This is a genomic window from Rhizorhabdus phycosphaerae, assembly GCF_011044255.1.
Classification (GTDB): domain Bacteria; phylum Pseudomonadota; class Alphaproteobacteria; order Sphingomonadales; family Sphingomonadaceae; genus Rhizorhabdus; species Rhizorhabdus phycosphaerae.
This window is the reverse complement of record NZ_CP049107.1, coordinates 3,714,013-3,730,295: the sequence shown is the minus strand read 5'-3', so window position 1 is coordinate 3,730,295 and position 16,283 is coordinate 3,714,013. Positions and strand designations below refer to the sequence as shown.

The following is a 16,283-nucleotide window of genomic DNA, read 5'->3' as shown; positions in this document are numbered from 1 at the left end:
CAGGTCTCCCTTATGCGCGGGCGGGCACGCCGTAGCGGGCGGCCGGCGTGGACAGGGAAAGCTCGGGATGCAGCGCGTCGCGCGCGGTGATGTAGGCTCGATAGGCCTCGCTGTCGGGCAGCGAAGGAATGGTAACGCCCTCGTCCATGTCGAGCCCTGCGAGCGCGGCATCGACCATGTCGTCGGCTTCCATCACCATTGAGGCCGGCAGGCCTGCCATGGCTTCCTCGCTCCAGATCTGTGTACGGGTCACGCCCGGCAGGACCGCCTGGACCCGTACACCCTGCGGCGCCAGCTCGGCGCGCAGCGCCTCGGTGAAGGTCAGGACGAACGCTTTGGTTGCCGGATAGACCGATGTAAAGGCCTCGGGCATCAGCGCGGTAACCGACGTCATATTGATGATCGTTCCCATGCCCGCCGCCGCCAGTCGGGGCGCGATCGCTGCGGAGAGCCGGGTCACGGCCCGCACATTCAGATCGATCATCGTCGAGAGGTAGTCGGCCTTTGCATCGACGATCGTGCCTTCATTGGCCATCCCGGCATTGTTGATGAGGCCAGTGATCGCTGCGTCGTCGCGCAGGCGCTCCTCGATGCGCAGGAGATCGGCCGGATCAGCGAGATCCGCGGCAAGCGGCTCGACCCGGACTCCGGTCTCGGCCTCCAGCCTGCGAGCCAGTTCGATCAACCGGTCGGCGCGGCGCGCGACAAGGATGAGATCGTGCCCACGCCGCGCGAGGCGGTCGGCATAGATGGCGCCGATGCCGTCCGAGGCACCGGTGATGAGGAAGGTCTGCTTGGTCATCGTCATGCTCCTTGAGGCAGCGTGAGAGGGCGGCCGGGCCGGCACGATGACCGGCAATTCGGCACGTCAGGCTTGGAAGAATTCGAGAAGGTCGGCGTTGACGCGCTCGCTCTCTATCTGGGCGAGGCCATGGCCGGAGCCCTCGTAGACCTTGAGCACAGCCCCCTCGACCAGCTTCACCGTTTCCGGCGCCGAATTGGCGAAAGGCACGATCTGGTCGTCATCCCCGTGCAGGACGAGCGTGGGCACATCGAAGCGGGCAAGATCGGCGTGGAAGGCGCTTTCGGAGAAGGCCCGGATCGAGTCGAGCTGCCCCTTGAGGCCCCCCATCATGCCCTGGCGCCAGAACTCCCGGCGAACACCTTCGGACTCGGTCGCGCCGGGCCGGTTGTACCCATAGAAGGGGACCGTCAGATCGTAGAAGAACTGGCTGCGATCGGCGCGGGTGCCGCGACGGATGTCGTCGAACGCGTCGATCGGAAGCCCGCCGGGGTTTGCCTCGGTCTTCAGCATCAGCGGTGTGACCGCGCTCAGCAACGCGACCTTGGCGACGCGCGCCGTGCCATGCCGGCCAATATAGCGCGTGACTTCGCCGCCACCCGTCGAATGACCGACCAGGATGACATTGGTGAGGTCGAGCTGTTCGATCAGCTCTGCAAGATCGTCGGCATATTGGTCCATCGTGTTGTTGGCCCAGGGCTGATCCGACCGACCATGGCTGCGGCGATCATGGGCGATGGTGCGAAAGCCCTGTTCCGCAAAGAAAACCATCTGCGCATCCCATGCGTCGGCGCTGAGCGGCCAGCCATGCGCAAAGATCATGGGCTGAGCGGCCTTGTCACCCCAGTCCTTGTAGAAGATACGGGTGCCATCGCGGGTGGTGATCGTGCTCATGGTGGTAACTCCCTTCGCTTCGAGAGGCCGTCTTTCGGCCTGATGGGAAAGGATGTACGCTTGCTCGTCGGCGGACGGGCTCGGCAGTTCCGTCAAATGCCGAGCCGAAACCGACAAAGCGACGCTACGGAAGGCTGATCCCGGGGAAAGGAAAGCGCCAATGCATGGTGACGCCAGCACCGGGCCCGAAATCGGCCTCGTGCTTTATCCGGGGTGCCAGATGGCAATGGTCCACGGCATCACAGACATGTTCGAGGTCGCGTCCTTTTATGCCCGGGCCCAGGCGCGCGCGCCCTTGCGGACGAGCCATTGGCACATGGGCGATGACGGCACCTTCACGCGAGCGCATGACAGCGCTCCGGGAATGTCGGGCGACCCCGATGTCCTGATCGTTCCCGGCCGGCTCGGCCCGCTCGCCGATGCGGACGAAGCCGCGCCCTATGCCCGCTGGCTGCTCGACCGCCACGCCCGGGGAACGGTGCTCGCCTCGACGTGCGGAGGCGCCTTCATCCTCGCCGCCACCGGGCTGCTCGCCGGGCGAGAGGCGACGACCCACTGGTTCTTCGCCCAGGAAATGCAGGGCCGCTTTCCCGACATCCGCGTCGAGCCGGGTCGCATCGTGATCGACGATGGCGATCTGATCACGGCGGGCGGGCTGATGGCGTGGACCGACCTCGGCCTTCGCCTGGTCGATCGGCTGCTCGGCCCATCGATCATGCTCGAGACCGCCAAGTTCATGCTCATCAATCCCGGCGGACGCGAGCAACGCAACTATTCGGTATTCTCGCCGCAGCTGACGCATGGCGACGAGGCAATCCTCAAGGTGCAGCATTGGCTTCAGTCGCGCGCGGGACGGCTCGTCAGCGTGCCCGATATGATGCGGCAGGCGGGGCTGGAAGAACGCACCTTCCTGCGCCGGTTCAAGAGCGCAACGGGGATGAAGCCCATAGAATATGTCCAGCACCTGCGCGTGGGCAAGGCGCGCGAGCTGCTGGAATTCACCCGCCGACCGGTCGACCAGATCGCGTGGAGCGTCGGCTATGAAGACCCCGCCGCCTTCCGCCGCGTCTTCGCCCGCGTCGTCGGCCTCTCGCCGGGCGACTACCGGACCCGCTTCGCGAGTCGAACCGAGCTCGATGCGGTGGCATGAGCGGATAGGCTCGTTCGAATTTGCAATGCCGAACGCGCCCTGCTCCTGACCAATTCGCGCTGGACCCTACGCCGCTCCCGTAACACTATTCGCGGACCAAGCGGGAGCGTGCCCATGCCGCCAGTTTTGAAGATCGTCGACGAGTGCTTCGGCGCCGCAACGGGGGAGCGCAGGCCCGCGCTCGAGCTGCGCCTCGCGACGGAGCGCATTACCGCGCGCGAACTGATCCGCAGGCGCGTGGCCGACGAGGTAAGCGTCGCCAATCGCAAGCGCATCAAGGTCGCCGCCGATCATGCACGCGCGCGATCCTTCCTGATCCCGCTGCGCGACGACACGCCCGAAGGCGGGCTTGCCTCCTTTCACGCCGGCTCCTTCCGTGCCCACCGCTTCGATGAGGCGATCGAATATAAGCGCGCGATCGATGCGTTCGGACGAAACCAGTTCGTCCTGCTGGTCGACGAGCGCCAGGTCTGCGACCTCGACGAGGCGATCGTCGTCACGCCGGAGAGCGAGGCGGTGTTCCTTTATCTGACCCCGCTGATCGGCGGATGACCGGACTGATCGGTCGCATTGCGGAGCTGTTCAAAATCCGCGAAAGAGCAACGGACACTAATATCGCAGAGCACGCGTCGGGGCCGATCCCCCCCTCAGCGCCCGAAGTGCACCGCGTGATCACGGCGATCTGTGCTGAGGTGGCCAGGGATCAGCGCTACAGGGGCGGGGCGGTAAGGCTCGGCGGCATCGGGCCTTGGGAGCGGCTGAAGAATGGCCCCGAGGCCATGCAGGTCGCCGTTGCGCTGAACGCCGTCATACACAAACGCCATAGCGGCCTCGACGGCGGAACAATCGAGGAAACGCGAAGAACGATCGCGTCGCAGCTCTTCCGGAAGAAGCTGCCCTTCACCGGCGATCAGCTCGCCGGTCCGATCAGGGCCTGGGCCGAGCAACCCCATCTTCAATATGGCATGGCCGGACTCTCCATGATCGGTGCGGCAGAGCGGTTGCTGGACGGACAAGCCCCCGAGGGCGCCCTGCGAGGCGCGCTCGAAAAGCTCCGGCGGCGGCTGACGCCCCTCCTCGCCAACCAGCCCAGCGGCGAATTCGACAAGAAGCTCCTCGCGCGCGTGAAGGCGCTGCTCGAGCCCGATCTGGGCAATCGGCGCGCACTTCCGCCAGGTCCCTTCGCACAATCGCTCGCGCCCTGGCTTGCGACGCTCGACGCGACCGATCGCGACGCATGGCGGGCGCTGCTCGCTTATGCCGCCGGCGCGGGCGACAAGAGCAGGCCCGCCTCGAAATGGGTGGCGGGGGGACAGCAACTGGTCGACGCCATCGGCGAAGCCGTGGTCGCCGCGCAGCTGGTCGCATGGATGGAAGCCACAACCCCCGATCCAGCCAAAGTCGACCTCAGCCTCGATATCCTCAAGGGACTTGTCTGGCTGGCCTCGGCATGGGTCCAGCCCGGTCTCACCGGCGCCGTAGGGCGCTTTGCCGAGCGTTGCTTCCGCAAGGTCCCAGACGTCGGTGCACGTTCGGTCAAGCTCGGCAATGCGGCGCTCTGGGCGCTATCGGCAAGCGCGGACGTCGACGCAGCGGCGGCCGAACTGTTTCGCCTGCGGACCCGGCTCAAGCTCCCTTCGACTAGCAAGCTGCTCGACGAACTCCTTACGACCATGGCCGGACGGCTCGGTCGCAGCCTGGCCGATCTCGAAGAGGGCGCGCTGCCTACGTTCGGGCTGGCGCGCGATGGAATGTCGACCCACAGGCTGGGCGAGTTCACAGCGAGCATCGTCGTCGACGCAGCAGACGTCGAGATCCGCTGGCAGACCGAGGACAAGCGCTCCCTGAAAACAGTGCCCGCTGCCGTCCAGCGCGACCATAAGGCAGAACTGACATCGATCCGGCAGGCCGCGAAGGACATCGAAGCGGCCCGCGCCGCCCAGGCATTGCGGCTGGAACAGTCCTGGCTGGAGGATCGGCACTGGGATGCCTCGACGTGGCGCCGGATCTTTCTCGATCACCCGCTGCGGCGACAGGTGGCGCATGCACTGATCTGGCGTTTCGAAGGGCCGGATGGCGCGTTCGACGCCATGCCGCAAGGCGATTGCCTGCTGACGCTCAGTGGCGTCACTCCGATCCCTGCAGCCGGGACGGTGCGGCTCTGGCACCCGCTCGACAGCGATCCCGAAGACGTGCTGGCCTGGCGCGATCGCATCGTCGCGCTCGACCTGACGCAGCCGATCAAGCAGGCGCATCGCGAAATCTACGTCCTGACCGATGCCGAGCGCAGCACCGACACCTATTCCAACCGCTTCGCGGCGCATATATTGCGCCAGCATCAGTTCCGCGCGCTGTGCCACGCCCGCGGGTGGTCGTTCGATTTTCTTGGCGGCTGGGACAGCGACAGCATCCCCACCCGCCCCGTGCCGCATCATCGGATTCATATCGAATATTATGTCGACCCCGTTCACGACGGGCAGAGGAGCGCGGCCTATGTGCCGCTGCATCTCACGACCGACCGGATCCGTTTCCTCGACAATGAAGGCCGGGCGGTTTCGCTGGAGACGGTGCCGCCGATCATCTTTTCGGAGATGCTGCGCGATGTCGACCTGTTCGTCTCCGTCACCAGCGTGGCCAATGATCCGGCCTGGACCGACGGCGGACCGGATGGCCGGTTCGGCGACTATTGGCGCAGCTGGGCCTTTGGCGAGCTCGGTCAGAGCGCCGAGACCCGACGGACGCTGATCGCCGCCATCGTGCCGAAGCTGGCGATCGCCGACCGGCTGGAGGTGACCGACAAGGCTCTGATCGTGCAGGGACAGCGGCACAGCTACGCGGTCCACTTCGGATCGGCCAACATCCAGATCCTGCCGAGCAAACGCTATCTCTGCATCGTTCCGGGCCGTCCGGGGAAGCACAGCGAGACGATCAAACTCCCCTTCACCGGCGACAGCCTCGTGTCCATCATCCTCAGCAAGGCCTTCCTGCTGGTCGACGAGAGCAAGATTACGGATCGGACGATCCTGGCGCAGTTGTGAGCACCCAATCCTTACCGTCTGGCTGACGGGTAATGTACACCAACATCGATCAGAACATGGCACTTTCATCCGGGGCAGAGCCGAAATAATCTCGTGCGTCAGTGGGAGAGACACGGGAAGGCCGGCAATTGGCTGACGGTTTCGAGGCGATCTATGCAGGGCTGCGCGCGATCATGCTCGATGCCGCGCCGTCTATGACGGTGACGAAGGACGAACCAGGATCGCTGGAACTGCGGACACCGGATATCGACCCCAAGACGAAAGGACCTGGCTGGTTCGGTACGGTCACGATCAAGAAGAGTTACGTGGCCTTTCACCTGATGCCACTCTATGCGCACCCTGAGATCGCTGCAGATATCTCGCCGGGGCTTTCCAAGCGCAAACAAGGCAAGACCTGCTTCAATTTCAGCAAGATGGACGAAGACCTGTTCAGCGAGCTTGACCGTCTGACACAAGCATGCGCCCGTCTCTGACGTTGGCACGAGCCCCCATTTCCAGAGTGGCGATCACAAACGCCGCCTACCTTACAACCCTCCCCCCCTTCATCACATGGTCCACCCGCTCTAGCGCAGCAATGTCCGCCAGCGGGTCGGCGGCGACCGCGATCAGGTCGGCGTAATGGCCGGGCGCAACCTCGCCGACATCGGCGGATTTGCCCATCAGCGCGGCGGCGCTGGTCGTGGCGGACTGGATCGCCTGCATCGGGGTCATGCCGTAGCGGACCATGTAGCGGAACTGGCGGGCGTTGAGTCCGTGCGGATAGACGCCGGCGTCGGTGCCGAAGGCGATTTTCACCCCCGCCTTGACCGCCTTGGCGAAGCCCTGGCGCTGCGCCTCGGTCGTGTCGTCATTCTTGCGGAGGATGTCGGCGGGCCAGCCGTCGCGGCGGCCGACTTCCGAAATATAGTCGCCATTATAGATGTCCATGACCAGCCAGGCGCCTTTCTGTTTGGCAAGCGCAATGCCCTCATCGTCGATCAGCGACGCATGCTCGATCGAGCGAACCCCGGCGCGCAGGGCGATCTTGATCCCCTCCGCGCCATGGGCGTGGGCGGTGACATAGCTGCGGTTGCGCGCGGCCTCGTCGACGGCGGCGCGGATCTCCTCCTCGCTCATCTCGGGCGCGCCGGGCTCGGTCCCGGCGGCGAGCACCGCTCCGGTCGCGATCAGCTTGATGAAGTCGGCGCCGCGCTGGAACAGCATCCGCGTCTTCGCCTTCACCTCCTCCGGACCACTGGCGACGCCCATCCGCATTGACGGCGGCACGCCCACGTCGGGCGCGGTGCCGGTCACTTCGCCACCGCCGCCGGGTACGGTGATATAGGCCCCAGCCACCGCCATGCGCGGCCCCTCGACCGATCCCGCGTCGATCGCATTGCGCAGCGCCACGTCGGTGAAGGCGCGGAAGGTGCCCACGTCGCGTACCGTGGTGAAGCCCGCCATCAGCGTATCGCGCGCATGGCGGGCGCCGAGCAACGCGATGTCCGCCTCCGAATGGAGCAAGGGCTCGGCGACGTTGGCGCTCTGTTCGACGTCGGCAAGATGGGTGTGCATGTCGATCAGGCCGGGCAGCACGGTATAGGCCGACCAGTCGACCAGCGCTGCCCCGGCGGGCGGCGGCGCATAGGGGGCGACCGAAGTCACCTTGCCGTCGTCGATGCGGATCAGGCGGTCGGTCAGCAGCTTGCCCGCCCCGGTGTCGATCAGTCGCCCGGCGCGGACATAGCTGGTCTCAGCCCAGGCCTGCCCGGCCATTGCGAGGCTGGCGGCCAGCCCGATGATCGCCATCCTCACGCCCCGCATGCCCGCCATGATGCCCCCCTTCGGTACGGCCCAACCTGTCAGCCTGACGCGATCCTGCACCACTGTTTGACAGTCGTCAAACAAGCCCATCTTGCGACTTCCTGCCGCTTATTATACAGATGTCAAACAAGCAGGAGTTGCCATGGCCACGCAGCCTCGTTCCGACATGATGTCCGATCCCGATGCGGGCTGGAGCCTGCCGGCCTGGACCTATTCCGATCCGGACTTTTTCCAGGCAGAGGTCGATCGCGTCTTCCGCCCGTCCTGGCAGATCGTCTGCCACGAAAGCGACATTCCGCAGGTCGGCGACTATCACACGCTCGACTATATCGGCGAGAGCGTCATCGTCGTGCGCGGCGACGACCGGGTGGTCCGTGCCTTCACCAATGTCTGTCGCCATCGCGGCGCGCGGCTGGTCGACGGCCCCTCGGGCTGCGCAAGCCGGCTGACCTGCCCCTATCATGCGTGGAGTTACGATCTCAGAGGCGCGCTGACCGGCCTGCCGCTGTCGCAGACCTATGGCGGCATGGACCGCGCGGCGCACGGCCTGGTGCCGGTTCAGGTCGAGATCTGGCAGAGCTTCATCTTCGTGCGACTGGAGGATGATGGCGGCCCTGCGGTGGCCGAGATGATGCAGCCTTATGCGGCCGAGGTGGAGCCCTATCGCTTCGCCGACATGCGCGCCTTCGGCCGGGTGACGCTGCGCCCGCGCGACGTGAACTGGAAGAATGTCGGCGACAATTATTCGGACGGACTGCACATCGTCGTCGCCCATCCGGGGCTCACCCGGCTGATGAGCAATGGCTATACGGTCGAGGCGATGGAGCATGTCGACAAGATGGCAGCACCCATCCGCGACCGCCTGTCGAACAACCCCTCGGAGCGCGCCTATCAGGCGATCCTGCCCGACGTTCCGCACCTGCCCGAAGACCGCAAGCGGCTGTGGACCTATTTCAAGCTGTGGCCGAACTTCGCCTTCGACATTTATCCGGACCAGGTCGACTTCATGCAGTGGCTGCCGGTCTCCCCGACCGAGACGCTGATCCGCGAGATCGCCTATGCGGTGCCCGACGACCGGCGCGAGATGAAGGCCGCCCGCTATCTCAACTGGCGCATCAACCGGCAGGTGAACAGCGAAGACACCTGGCTGATCAAGCGGGTGCAGGACGGGATGGCGTCGAAGAGCTTCACCGTCGGGCCGCTGTCGGAGACCGAGGTGGCGCTGCGCAATTTCTGCCGGAAGATGCGGGGCCTGATCCCCGAAGCCCGCCTGCACCATGCACCGGCACCCGGCTGGAGCCGGCGCCCGCACGCGCAGGGCTAGAAATCAGAGATCGAGGACAAGGGGGAAAGCGATGTCGACCCATTATGATGCCGTGATCATCGGCGGCGGCCATAACGGCCTCGTCTGCGCCTTCTACCTCGCCCGCGCCGGCCACAAGGTGCGCGTGCTCGAACGGCGCGACGTCGTCGGCGGCGCGGCGGTGACCGAGGAGTTCCACCCCGGCTTCCGCAATTCGGTGGCGAGCTACACGGTCAGCCTGCTCAACCCCAAGGTGATCGCCGACATGCGCCTCGCCGATCATGGCTATCGCGTGATCGAGCGGCCGGTGTCCAACTTCCTGCCGCAGCCCGATGGCGGCTATCTGCTGCTGGGCGGCGGGCTGGAGCGCACCCAAGCCGAGTTCCGCAAGTTCAGCGCCCATGATGCCGAGGTGCTGCCGGCCTATTATGACGCGCTCGAAGGCGTCGCCGACGTGTTGCGCGATCTCGCTATGCACGCGCCGCCCAATGTCGGCGACGGCATCGACGCGCTGATGGCCGGCGCGCGTCAGGGCCTTCCGCTCGCGCGCCTGCCGCTCGAACGCCAGCGCGACGTCCTGGACCTGTTCACGAAAAGCGCGCGCACCGTCCTCGACGGCTGGTTCGAGAGCGAGGCGGTCAAGGCTGCCTTCGGCTTCGACGCGGTCGTCGGGAACTATGCCAGCCCCGACACGCCGGGCTCGGCCTATGTCCTGCTTCACCACGTCTTCGGCGAGGTGAACGGCAAGAAGGGCGCCTGGGGCCACAGCGTCGGGGGGATGGGCAAGATCACCTCGATCATGGCGAAGGTCTGCCGTGATCTCGGCGTCGAGATCAGCCTGGAGGCGCCGGTCGCGCAGGTGCTGGTCGACGGCGACCGTGCGGTCGGCGTGCGCCTTGAAAGCGGCGAGGAAGTCTTCGGCCGGCGCGTGATCGGTAATGTCGGCCCGAAGCTGCTCTACGAGCGGCTGATCGACCCGACCGACCTGCCCGACGATTTCCTGCGCCGCATCCGCTCGTTCAAGGCGGGATCGGGAACCTTCCGCATGAACGTCGCCCTGTCGGAACTGCCGAACTTTACCTGCCTGCCGGGACCGGGCCAGCATCTGGAATCGGGCATCATCATCGCGCCGACGCTCGACTATATGGACCGCGCCTTCCTCGACGCGAAGCTGCACGGCATGTCGAAGCAGCCGATCGTCGAGATGCTGATTCCCTCGATCGTCGACGACAGCCTCGCCCCGCCCGGACAGCATGTCGCGAGCCTGTTCTGCCAGCAATTCGCCCCCGTGCTGCCAGACGGGCGCAGCTGGGACGACGAGCGGGAGGCCGCTGCCGACCTGATCATCGACACGGTCGAGGCCTATGCGCCAGGCTTCAAGGCCTCGGTCGTCGGCCGGCAGATCCACTCGCCGCTCGACCTCGAACGTAAGTTCGGGCTCATCGGCGGGGACATCATGCACGGCAATATGTCGCTCGACCAGCTGTGGGCGGCGCGCCCGGTGCTGGGCCATGGCGGCTATCGCGGGCCGTTGAAGGGGCTCTACATGTGCGGCGCGGGCACCCATCCGGGCGGCGGCGTGACGGGTGCCCCCGGTCACAATGCGGCGCAGGTGATCCTGTCCGACGCGGGTCTCTACGGGAAGCTGCGCGGCCGGGCCTGAGGATCAGCCGATGGAGGAGGTTGCGGCCTCCTCCAATATCCACTGGCGGACGTGGCGCAGCGCCCGGCTCTCGGTCGCATCGGCCGGGGTCACGAGATAATAGGCCTCCTCCCCCGCGAGCGGGATGTCGAGCGGCGAGACCAGCACGCCCGACGCCAGCTCGGGCTCGATCAGGAAGCGGGGGATGAGCGCCGCCCCCGCCCCGGCCGCCGCCGCCTGCGCGAGCATCAGGAACTGTTCGAACGACCCGCTCGGTGCCGGCGGCTCCGCCGACACCCCCGCCGCACGCAGCCACCGCGACCAGGCCGAGGCGCGAGACGACTGGATCAGCAACGGCCAGCGCAGCACGTCCTCGGGCGCGGCGATCGGGCTTCGGGCGAGTTGGGCCGGCGAGCAGACGAGGATCGCCTCCTCGCGAAACAGCAGATCATGGCGCGCGCCTGGCCAGTCGGGCAGGCCGAAATGGATCGCGGCGTCGAACGGCTCATCGGCAAAGCTGAACGGGAAGGAGCGCGCTGCGAAATTGACGATGATGTCGGGGTGCCGCGCGGTGAGGCCCGCCAGTCGGGGGGCCAGCCAGCGCATCCCGAAGCTGGGCAGCGTGGCGATCGCTACCTCTCGATCCGACCGCCGGTTGAGCGCCGCCTCGGTCGCGCCGCGGATGCGGTCGAGCGCGGGGCCGACGCTGTCCGCATAGGCCCGCCCTTCCGGCGTGAGTTCGACGCGACGCCCCTTGCGTCGGAACAGCGGCAGCTGCAGCCAGTCCTCAAGCTGCGCGATCTGCCGGCTGACCGCGCTCTGCGTCAGACCGACCTCCGCTCCCGCACGCGAGAAGCTCTCATGCCGAGCCGCCGCGACGAAGGCCGCGAGCGCGCCGGTCGGGGGAAGCAGCCTTCGGCGGTTGTCGTACATTCCAAATCCTCATCTATAGATGAAGCTATGCCATTTTGAGATAAGCGCTCAAGGCGGTAAATAGGCGCATCGTCAGTTCACTTCATGATGGAACCGGATATGAGCGCCGTCGAACGCCTGATCGAAGCCCAGCTTGGCACGGACGCCACACGTCGACTGCTCGAAGTCGTCGAGATCGACGCGACGATCGGCAGCGGTGATGGCGAGGAAGTGACCCGCGGAGAGGTGGCGATGGCGCTCGGCGCCTGCCTGTTCGACGGCCTGCTGCACGCGGTGCCGAGCGGGGCGGCCTATGTCGAGGATCGGCGCGCCGAAGGCGGCAAGGTCTGCTTCGACCATGGCGCAATCCGGACGATACTGTTCGCCGATGGCCCCACCGGTGCGCTGCCGGCCGGGCAGCTGGCTTTCTCGCGCATCCTGGAGCCGCTCGGCTACGCCGTCGCGGGGCTCTATCCGCTCCCGCGCCTCAACATGACCGGCCGCGCCTATTGCCACCTCGACCATGCCGAGACGGTTCCGCAATATTTCGTGAGCGAGCTGCACGTCGATCGCTTTGACGAAGACTTCGGCACCGTCGCCGCGCGCGTGTTCGGCCAGTCGCGCGATCCGCTTGGAAGCGCCGCCCGGACGCTGCTCGACACGCTGTCGGCCACGCAGAAGGCACCTTTCGCCGTGGCGGCGGCGGGTCTCCCCGAACTGCTCGCCGCCTTCGGCCGCCATCACGACATTCCCACGCTCGACGACTATCACGCCCTGCGCGCCGCCTCGCCAGAGGCCGCCTGGATCGCGACCGAGGGCAACGCCTTCAACCATGCGACCGACCGTGTCGCCGACGTCGAAGCGCTCGCCGACCGGCAGCGTGCGCTGGGCCGGCCGATCAAGGACCGCGTCGAAGTCTCCGCCAATGGCCGCGTCCGCCAGACTGCCTATCGCGCCGATCCCGTCATCCGCAGTTTCCGGACCGATGACGGCCAGATTGAGCAGCAGGTGCCGGGCTCCTTCTACGAATTCATTACCCGCGACAGCGATCCGGAGACGGGCCGGCTGGACCTCAGCTTCGACAGCGGCAATGCGACCGGCATCTTCCAGATGACCAAGGTCGCATGACCCTCGACGGCCTGGCCGCGATCGTCGGCGAGCGCAACCTGCTCGACGCGCCCGAGGATCTGGCCCGTTATGACATTGACGGACGGCAGGGCGGCGGCGCCGCGCTCGCCGTCGTGCGGCCCTCTTCGACCGAGGAGGTCTCGGCGCTCGTCCGCGCGGCCCATGCATCCGGCCACCGGCTGGTGCCGCAGGGCGCCCGGTCGGGCCTCGTCGGCGCAGGCCTCGCCGACCGCCAGATCGTGCTCAGCCTTGAGCGTCTCAACGCAGCGCCCGTAATCGACGCGGTCAACCGCACCGCCGAGGTCGAGGCGGGCGTGCTGCTGTCGAGCCTCAACGCGGCAGCGGGCGAGCACGGTCTTTATTTCCCGATCGATCTCGGCGCGGATCCTTCGATAGGAGGGATGGTCTCGGCGAACACCGGCGGCGCGCGGCTGCTGCGCCATGGCGACGTGCGCCGCAATCTGCTGGGGCTGGAGGTCGTGCTGTCGGACCCGGAGGGCACGATCCTCCGTTTCGGGCGCGGGCTGTGGAAGGACAATAGCGGGCTCGATCTCAAGCAGCTGTGGATCGGCGGTGCCGGATCGCTCGGTATCGTCACCCGCGCGACCGTCGCTTTGCAGCCGAAGCCCGCCAACCGCATCACCGCGCTGATCGCGCTCGACCGGCCCGAGGTCGCCGTCGAGCTGATCGCGCCGCTCGAAGCCGGGCTCGGCACGCTGCTCACCGCCTTCGAGGGCATGTCGCACCCCGCGATGGAAGCCGCCCTCGCCCATGTTCCGCGCCTGCGCCTGCCCTTCGCCGGCGGCGTGCCGCCCTATGCCGTCCTGGTCGAGCTGTCCGGCGGCGCGGCGCTGTCCGAGGCGATGCTCGCGGATGCGCTGGCATCGACGCTCGAGCCCTGGATGGATGGAGCAAAGGACGGTCTGATCGACATCGCGATTGCCCATGACGACGGCCTCTGGGCGATCCGCCACGCGATCCCCGAAGGCCTGCGCGCCTCGGGCAAGGTGATCGGCTGCGACGTCTCGCTGCGCCGCGGCGACGTGATGCGCTTTCGCGCCGACCTGATCGAGCGGCTGGCCGCCACCGCTCCGCAGCTGCGGCTGTGCGACTTCGGCCATATCGGCGACGGGGGCATGCACTTCAATCTCGTCTGGCCGCCCGAGGCCGGACCCTATGTGCCCGCCGAGGGCGAGGCGGCACGCGCGATGATCTTCGATGCCGTCGTAAACGACTATGGCGGCAGTTTCAGTGCGGAGCACGGGCTCGGCCCCGTCAACGCACCCTATTATGCGCGTCTGGTGCCGGCGACCGAACGCCGGCTGGCCGGCCGCATCCAGCAGCTTGTCGCGCCCCAGCCGATCGGGCGCGTGGATTTCGACATGGAGGACCGGGGATGACCGACGATCGCATCATGGGGCTGTACAACCGCGCGCCGATCGCGGTGGCCAGTGGCAAGGGCGTGTGGCTGACCGACGAGGACGGCCGCACCTATCTCGACTGCGTCGCCGGCATCGCGACCAACGGGCTGGGCCATTGCCACCCGGCGCTGGTCGCCGCGCTGGAGGCGCAGGCGCACAAGCTGTGGCACGTCTCCAACATCTTCCGCATCCCGGGGCAGGAGGCGCTCGCCCGCCGGCTGACAGACGCCAGCTTCGCCGACGTCGTCTATTTCGCCAATTCGGGCACGGAAGCCGTCGAATGCGCGATCAAGACCGCGCGCCGTTTCCACGCTGCCGCCGGCCAGCCTGAGCGGATCGACATCATAGGCTTTGCCGGCTCCTTTCACGGCCGGACCTATGCGGCAATCAATGCCTCGGGCAACGCCACCTATCTCGAAGGCTTTGGTCCGCGTCTGCCCGGCTATGTCCAGCTGTCGCTCGACGACCAGGCCGCGATCGAGGAGGCCGTCGCGCGGCCGACCACGGCCGCCGTCATCGTCGAACCGGTCCAGGGCGAAGGCGGCGCGCGGGCGCTGTCGGGCGAATGGCTGACACGGCTGCGCGCGCTGACGCGCCAGCATGGCGTGCTGCTGATCTATGACGAGGTGCAGTGCGGCATGGGCCGGACCGGCAAGCTGTTCGCGCATCAGTGGTTCGAGGATGCCGCGCCCGACATCATGGCGGTTGCCAAGGCGCTCGGCGGCGGCTTCCCGGTCGGCGCCTGCCTCGCGACAGATCACGCCGCGAGCGGGATGATCGTCGGCGTCCACGGCTCCACCTTCGGCGGCAACCCGCTGGCGATGGCCGTCGCGACTGCCGCCTTCGACGAGATCGCCCGACCCGATATGCTCGCCCATGTCGAGGCCGTCTCCGCCGAGTTCCGCGAGCGCCTGACCGAACTGGCCGGCCGCCATCCCGACCTGATCGCCGAAGTGCGCGGCAAGGGCCTGCTGATCGGCCTCAAGATGATCCCCAACAACCGCGAGTTCATGGCCATCGCGCGTGACCATGACCTGCTGGTCGCGGGCGGCGGCGAGAATTGCGTGCGGCTGCTGCCGCCGCTGATCATCACCTCCGAGGAGATCGTGGAAGCGGTCAAGCGGCTCGACGCGGCCTGCGACGACGCGCGGGCGCGTCTGGCGAAAGCGGCCGCCTGATGCTGGTGGTCCGGCCCGCCGGGCCGGCGGACCTGCCCGCGCTGATGGAGCTCGCGGTCCTCTCGGGCCGGGGCTTTACCAGCCTGCCCGAGGATCGCGACGTCCTGGCGCAGCGGCTGCAACTGTCCGCCGACAGCTTCGCCGGCAGCGTGGCGCCGGCCGAGGCCTGGTACACGCTGATGCTGGAGGATTCCGCGACGGGTCGGATCGAGGGAGTCGCCGGGGTTCGGGCGGCTGTCGGCATGCGCCGCCCACATTTCTCCTTCCGGGTGATGACGCTCGCCCAGTACAGCGCCGCGATCGACATGCGCTTCGACCATCAGGCGCTGGTGCTGGTCAACGAATGCGGCGGCTGGACCGAGGTCGGCTCGCTGTTCCTCCGCCCCGAGAGGCGCAGTGGCGGCGCCGGACGCCTGCTCGCGCGCAGCCGCTACATGCTGATCGGATCGGCGCCACTGCGCTTTTCCGAGACGGTGATGGCCGAGCTGCGCGGCTGGTTCGACGAGCGCGATCATTCGCCCTTCTGGGACGGGGTCGCCTCCAAATTCTTTCGCCTGCCGTTCGAGGAAGCCGACCGCATGGTCACCTCGACCGACGGGCAATTCATCCTCGACCTCGCCCCGCGCCACCCGATCTATGTCGAGCTGATCGACGGCGAAGCCTGTCGCGCGATCGGGCGTGTCCACCGCGATGGCGAGGCGGCGAAGCGGCTGCTGGAGCGCGAGGGGTTCGAGGCATCGGGGCTGATCGACATTTTCGACGGCGGGCCGACCATGACCTGCGGCCGCGACAATCTGCTGACCTTGCGCGCCAGTCGCGTCGCGCGCGTCAGCGTCGGTACGCCCGACATCGACGCGGTGCCGCACCTTCTCTCGACCGTCGACATCGAGGCGTTCCGCGCCGTGCAGGCGCATGCAACGGTGCACGAAGACGTCGCGACGATCGACGCCGATACGGCCCGCGCGCTCGGCGTCGGCGACAATGACCGGATCAGGATCAGCAACGGATGACG

14 protein-coding genes are annotated in these 16,283 nt (G+C 67.1%); 10 read left to right on the top strand and 4 right to left on the bottom strand.

The window, feature by feature from the left end:
- Window positions 1–10: 10 nt before the first annotated feature.
- Window positions 11–802: an SDR family NAD(P)-dependent oxidoreductase gene (locus G6P88_RS17355; RefSeq protein WP_165324304.1), complete on the bottom strand. Its 792-nt coding sequence runs from the start codon at window positions 800–802 to the stop codon at window positions 11–13.
- A gap of 66 nt (window positions 803–868) precedes the next feature.
- Window positions 869–1,696, bottom strand: coding sequence for an alpha/beta fold hydrolase (locus G6P88_RS17350; protein ID WP_165324303.1), 828 nt, complete (start codon window positions 1,694–1,696; stop codon window positions 869–871).
- A gap of 160 nt (window positions 1,697–1,856) precedes the next feature.
- Here G6P88_RS17350 and G6P88_RS17345 point away from each other — a divergent pair, with 160 nt between their 5' ends.
- The 4 genes from G6P88_RS17345 to G6P88_RS17330 all read left to right on the top strand — a co-directional run bounded on the left by G6P88_RS17345 (window position 1,857) and on the right by G6P88_RS17330 (window position 6,357).
- Window positions 1,857–2,846, top strand: coding sequence for a GlxA family transcriptional regulator (locus G6P88_RS17345; protein ID WP_165324302.1), 990 nt, complete (start codon window positions 1,857–1,859; stop codon window positions 2,844–2,846).
- Window positions 2,847–2,960: 114 nt separating this feature from the next.
- Entirely contained in the window at window positions 2,961–3,398 is a 438-nt protein-coding gene (locus tag G6P88_RS17340; RefSeq protein ID WP_165324301.1) for a hypothetical protein, read from the top strand.
- Window positions 3,399–3,538: 140 nt separating this feature from the next.
- Window positions 3,539–5,884, top strand: a complete 2,346-nt coding sequence (locus G6P88_RS17335) for a DUF4132 domain-containing protein (protein ID WP_165324300.1) — start codon at window positions 3,539–3,541, stop codon at window positions 5,882–5,884.
- 128 nt (window positions 5,885–6,012) lie between these two features.
- Complete coding sequence (locus G6P88_RS17330) at window positions 6,013–6,357, top strand: hypothetical protein (protein WP_165324299.1); 345 nt, start codon at window positions 6,013–6,015, stop codon at window positions 6,355–6,357.
- Window positions 6,358–6,403: 46 nt separating this feature from the next.
- Here the strand turns inward: G6P88_RS17330 and G6P88_RS17325 are convergent, their stop codons facing one another.
- Window positions 6,404–7,687: a Xaa-Pro dipeptidase gene (locus tag G6P88_RS17325; RefSeq protein WP_165325269.1), complete on the bottom strand. Its 1,284-nt coding sequence runs from the start codon at window positions 7,685–7,687 to the stop codon at window positions 6,404–6,406.
- Between the two features lie 142 nt (window positions 7,688–7,829).
- Between G6P88_RS17325 and G6P88_RS17320 the strand changes: the two genes are divergently transcribed.
- Both G6P88_RS17320 and G6P88_RS17315 read left to right on the top strand, forming a co-directional pair.
- On the top strand, window positions 7,830–9,011 hold the full coding sequence (locus tag G6P88_RS17320; RefSeq protein ID WP_165324298.1) for an aromatic ring-hydroxylating oxygenase subunit alpha: 1,182 nt from the start codon (window positions 7,830–7,832) through the stop codon (window positions 9,009–9,011).
- Between the two features lie 31 nt (window positions 9,012–9,042).
- Window positions 9,043–10,653 (top strand): phytoene desaturase family protein, encoded by a 1,611-nt coding sequence (locus tag G6P88_RS17315; RefSeq protein ID WP_165324297.1) that lies wholly within the window; start codon window positions 9,043–9,045, stop codon window positions 10,651–10,653.
- Window positions 10,654–10,656: 3 nt separating this feature from the next.
- On the opposite strand, the gene G6P88_RS17310 is transcribed toward G6P88_RS17315, so the two are convergent.
- Window positions 10,657–11,565 carry a LysR substrate-binding domain-containing protein gene (locus tag G6P88_RS17310; protein ID WP_165324296.1) on the bottom strand — a complete coding sequence of 303 codons (909 nt, stop codon included), beginning with the start codon at window positions 11,563–11,565 and terminating at the stop codon, window positions 10,657–10,659.
- A gap of 84 nt (window positions 11,566–11,649) precedes the next feature.
- Between G6P88_RS17310 and G6P88_RS17305 the strand changes: the two genes are divergently transcribed.
- Genes G6P88_RS17305 through G6P88_RS17290 form a run of 4 tightly spaced genes read left to right on the top strand, consistent with a single transcriptional unit; the run spans window position 11,650 to window position 16,281 of the window.
- The gene (locus G6P88_RS17305) at window positions 11,650–12,672 is read left to right on the top strand and encodes a DUF1338 domain-containing protein (RefSeq protein ID WP_206335809.1); all 1,023 of its coding nucleotides are present in this window, start codon (window positions 11,650–11,652) and stop codon (window positions 12,670–12,672) included.
- On the top strand, window positions 12,669–14,072 hold the full coding sequence (locus G6P88_RS17300; protein ID WP_165324294.1) for an FAD-binding oxidoreductase: 1,404 nt from the start codon (window positions 12,669–12,671) through the stop codon (window positions 14,070–14,072). The genes G6P88_RS17305 and G6P88_RS17300 overlap by 4 nt, the downstream gene beginning before the upstream one ends.
- The gene (locus G6P88_RS17295; RefSeq protein WP_165324293.1) at window positions 14,069–15,271 is read left to right on the top strand and encodes an aspartate aminotransferase family protein; all 1,203 of its coding nucleotides are present in this window, start codon (window positions 14,069–14,071) and stop codon (window positions 15,269–15,271) included. The genes G6P88_RS17300 and G6P88_RS17295 overlap by 4 nt, the downstream gene beginning before the upstream one ends.
- Entirely contained in the window at window positions 15,271–16,281 is a 1,011-nt protein-coding gene (locus G6P88_RS17290) for an arginine N-succinyltransferase (protein ID WP_165324292.1), read from the top strand. Before G6P88_RS17295 ends, G6P88_RS17290 begins: the two co-directional genes overlap by 1 nt.
- Window positions 16,282–16,283 lie beyond the last annotated feature (2 nt).

Coding starts and splice junctions, on each gene's coding strand:
- G6P88_RS17355 (WP_165324304.1), bottom strand. CDS start 802: ATGACCAAGCAGACCTTCCTCATCACCGGTGCCTCGGACGGCATCGGC.
- G6P88_RS17350 (WP_165324303.1), bottom strand. CDS start 1,696: ATGAGCACGATCACCACCCGCGATGGCACCCGTATCTTCTACAAGGAC.
- G6P88_RS17345 (WP_165324302.1), top strand. CDS start 1,857: ATGCATGGTGACGCCAGCACCGGGCCCGAAATCGGCCTCGTGCTTTAT.
- G6P88_RS17340 (WP_165324301.1), top strand. CDS start 2,961: ATGCCGCCAGTTTTGAAGATCGTCGACGAGTGCTTCGGCGCCGCAACG.
- G6P88_RS17325 (WP_165325269.1), bottom strand. CDS start 7,687: ATGCGGGGCGTGAGGATGGCGATCATCGGGCTGGCCGCCAGCCTCGCA.
- G6P88_RS17320 (WP_165324298.1), top strand. CDS start 7,830: ATGGCCACGCAGCCTCGTTCCGACATGATGTCCGATCCCGATGCGGGC.
- G6P88_RS17315 (WP_165324297.1), top strand. CDS start 9,043: ATGTCGACCCATTATGATGCCGTGATCATCGGCGGCGGCCATAACGGC.
- G6P88_RS17310 (WP_165324296.1), bottom strand. CDS start 11,565: ATGTACGACAACCGCCGAAGGCTGCTTCCCCCGACCGGCGCGCTCGCG.
- G6P88_RS17305 (WP_206335809.1), top strand. CDS start 11,650: ATGATGGAACCGGATATGAGCGCCGTCGAACGCCTGATCGAAGCCCAG.
- G6P88_RS17300 (WP_165324294.1), top strand. CDS start 12,669: ATGACCCTCGACGGCCTGGCCGCGATCGTCGGCGAGCGCAACCTGCTC.
- G6P88_RS17295 (WP_165324293.1), top strand. CDS start 14,069: ATGACCGACGATCGCATCATGGGGCTGTACAACCGCGCGCCGATCGCG.
- G6P88_RS17290 (WP_165324292.1), top strand. CDS start 15,271: ATGCTGGTGGTCCGGCCCGCCGGGCCGGCGGACCTGCCCGCGCTGATG.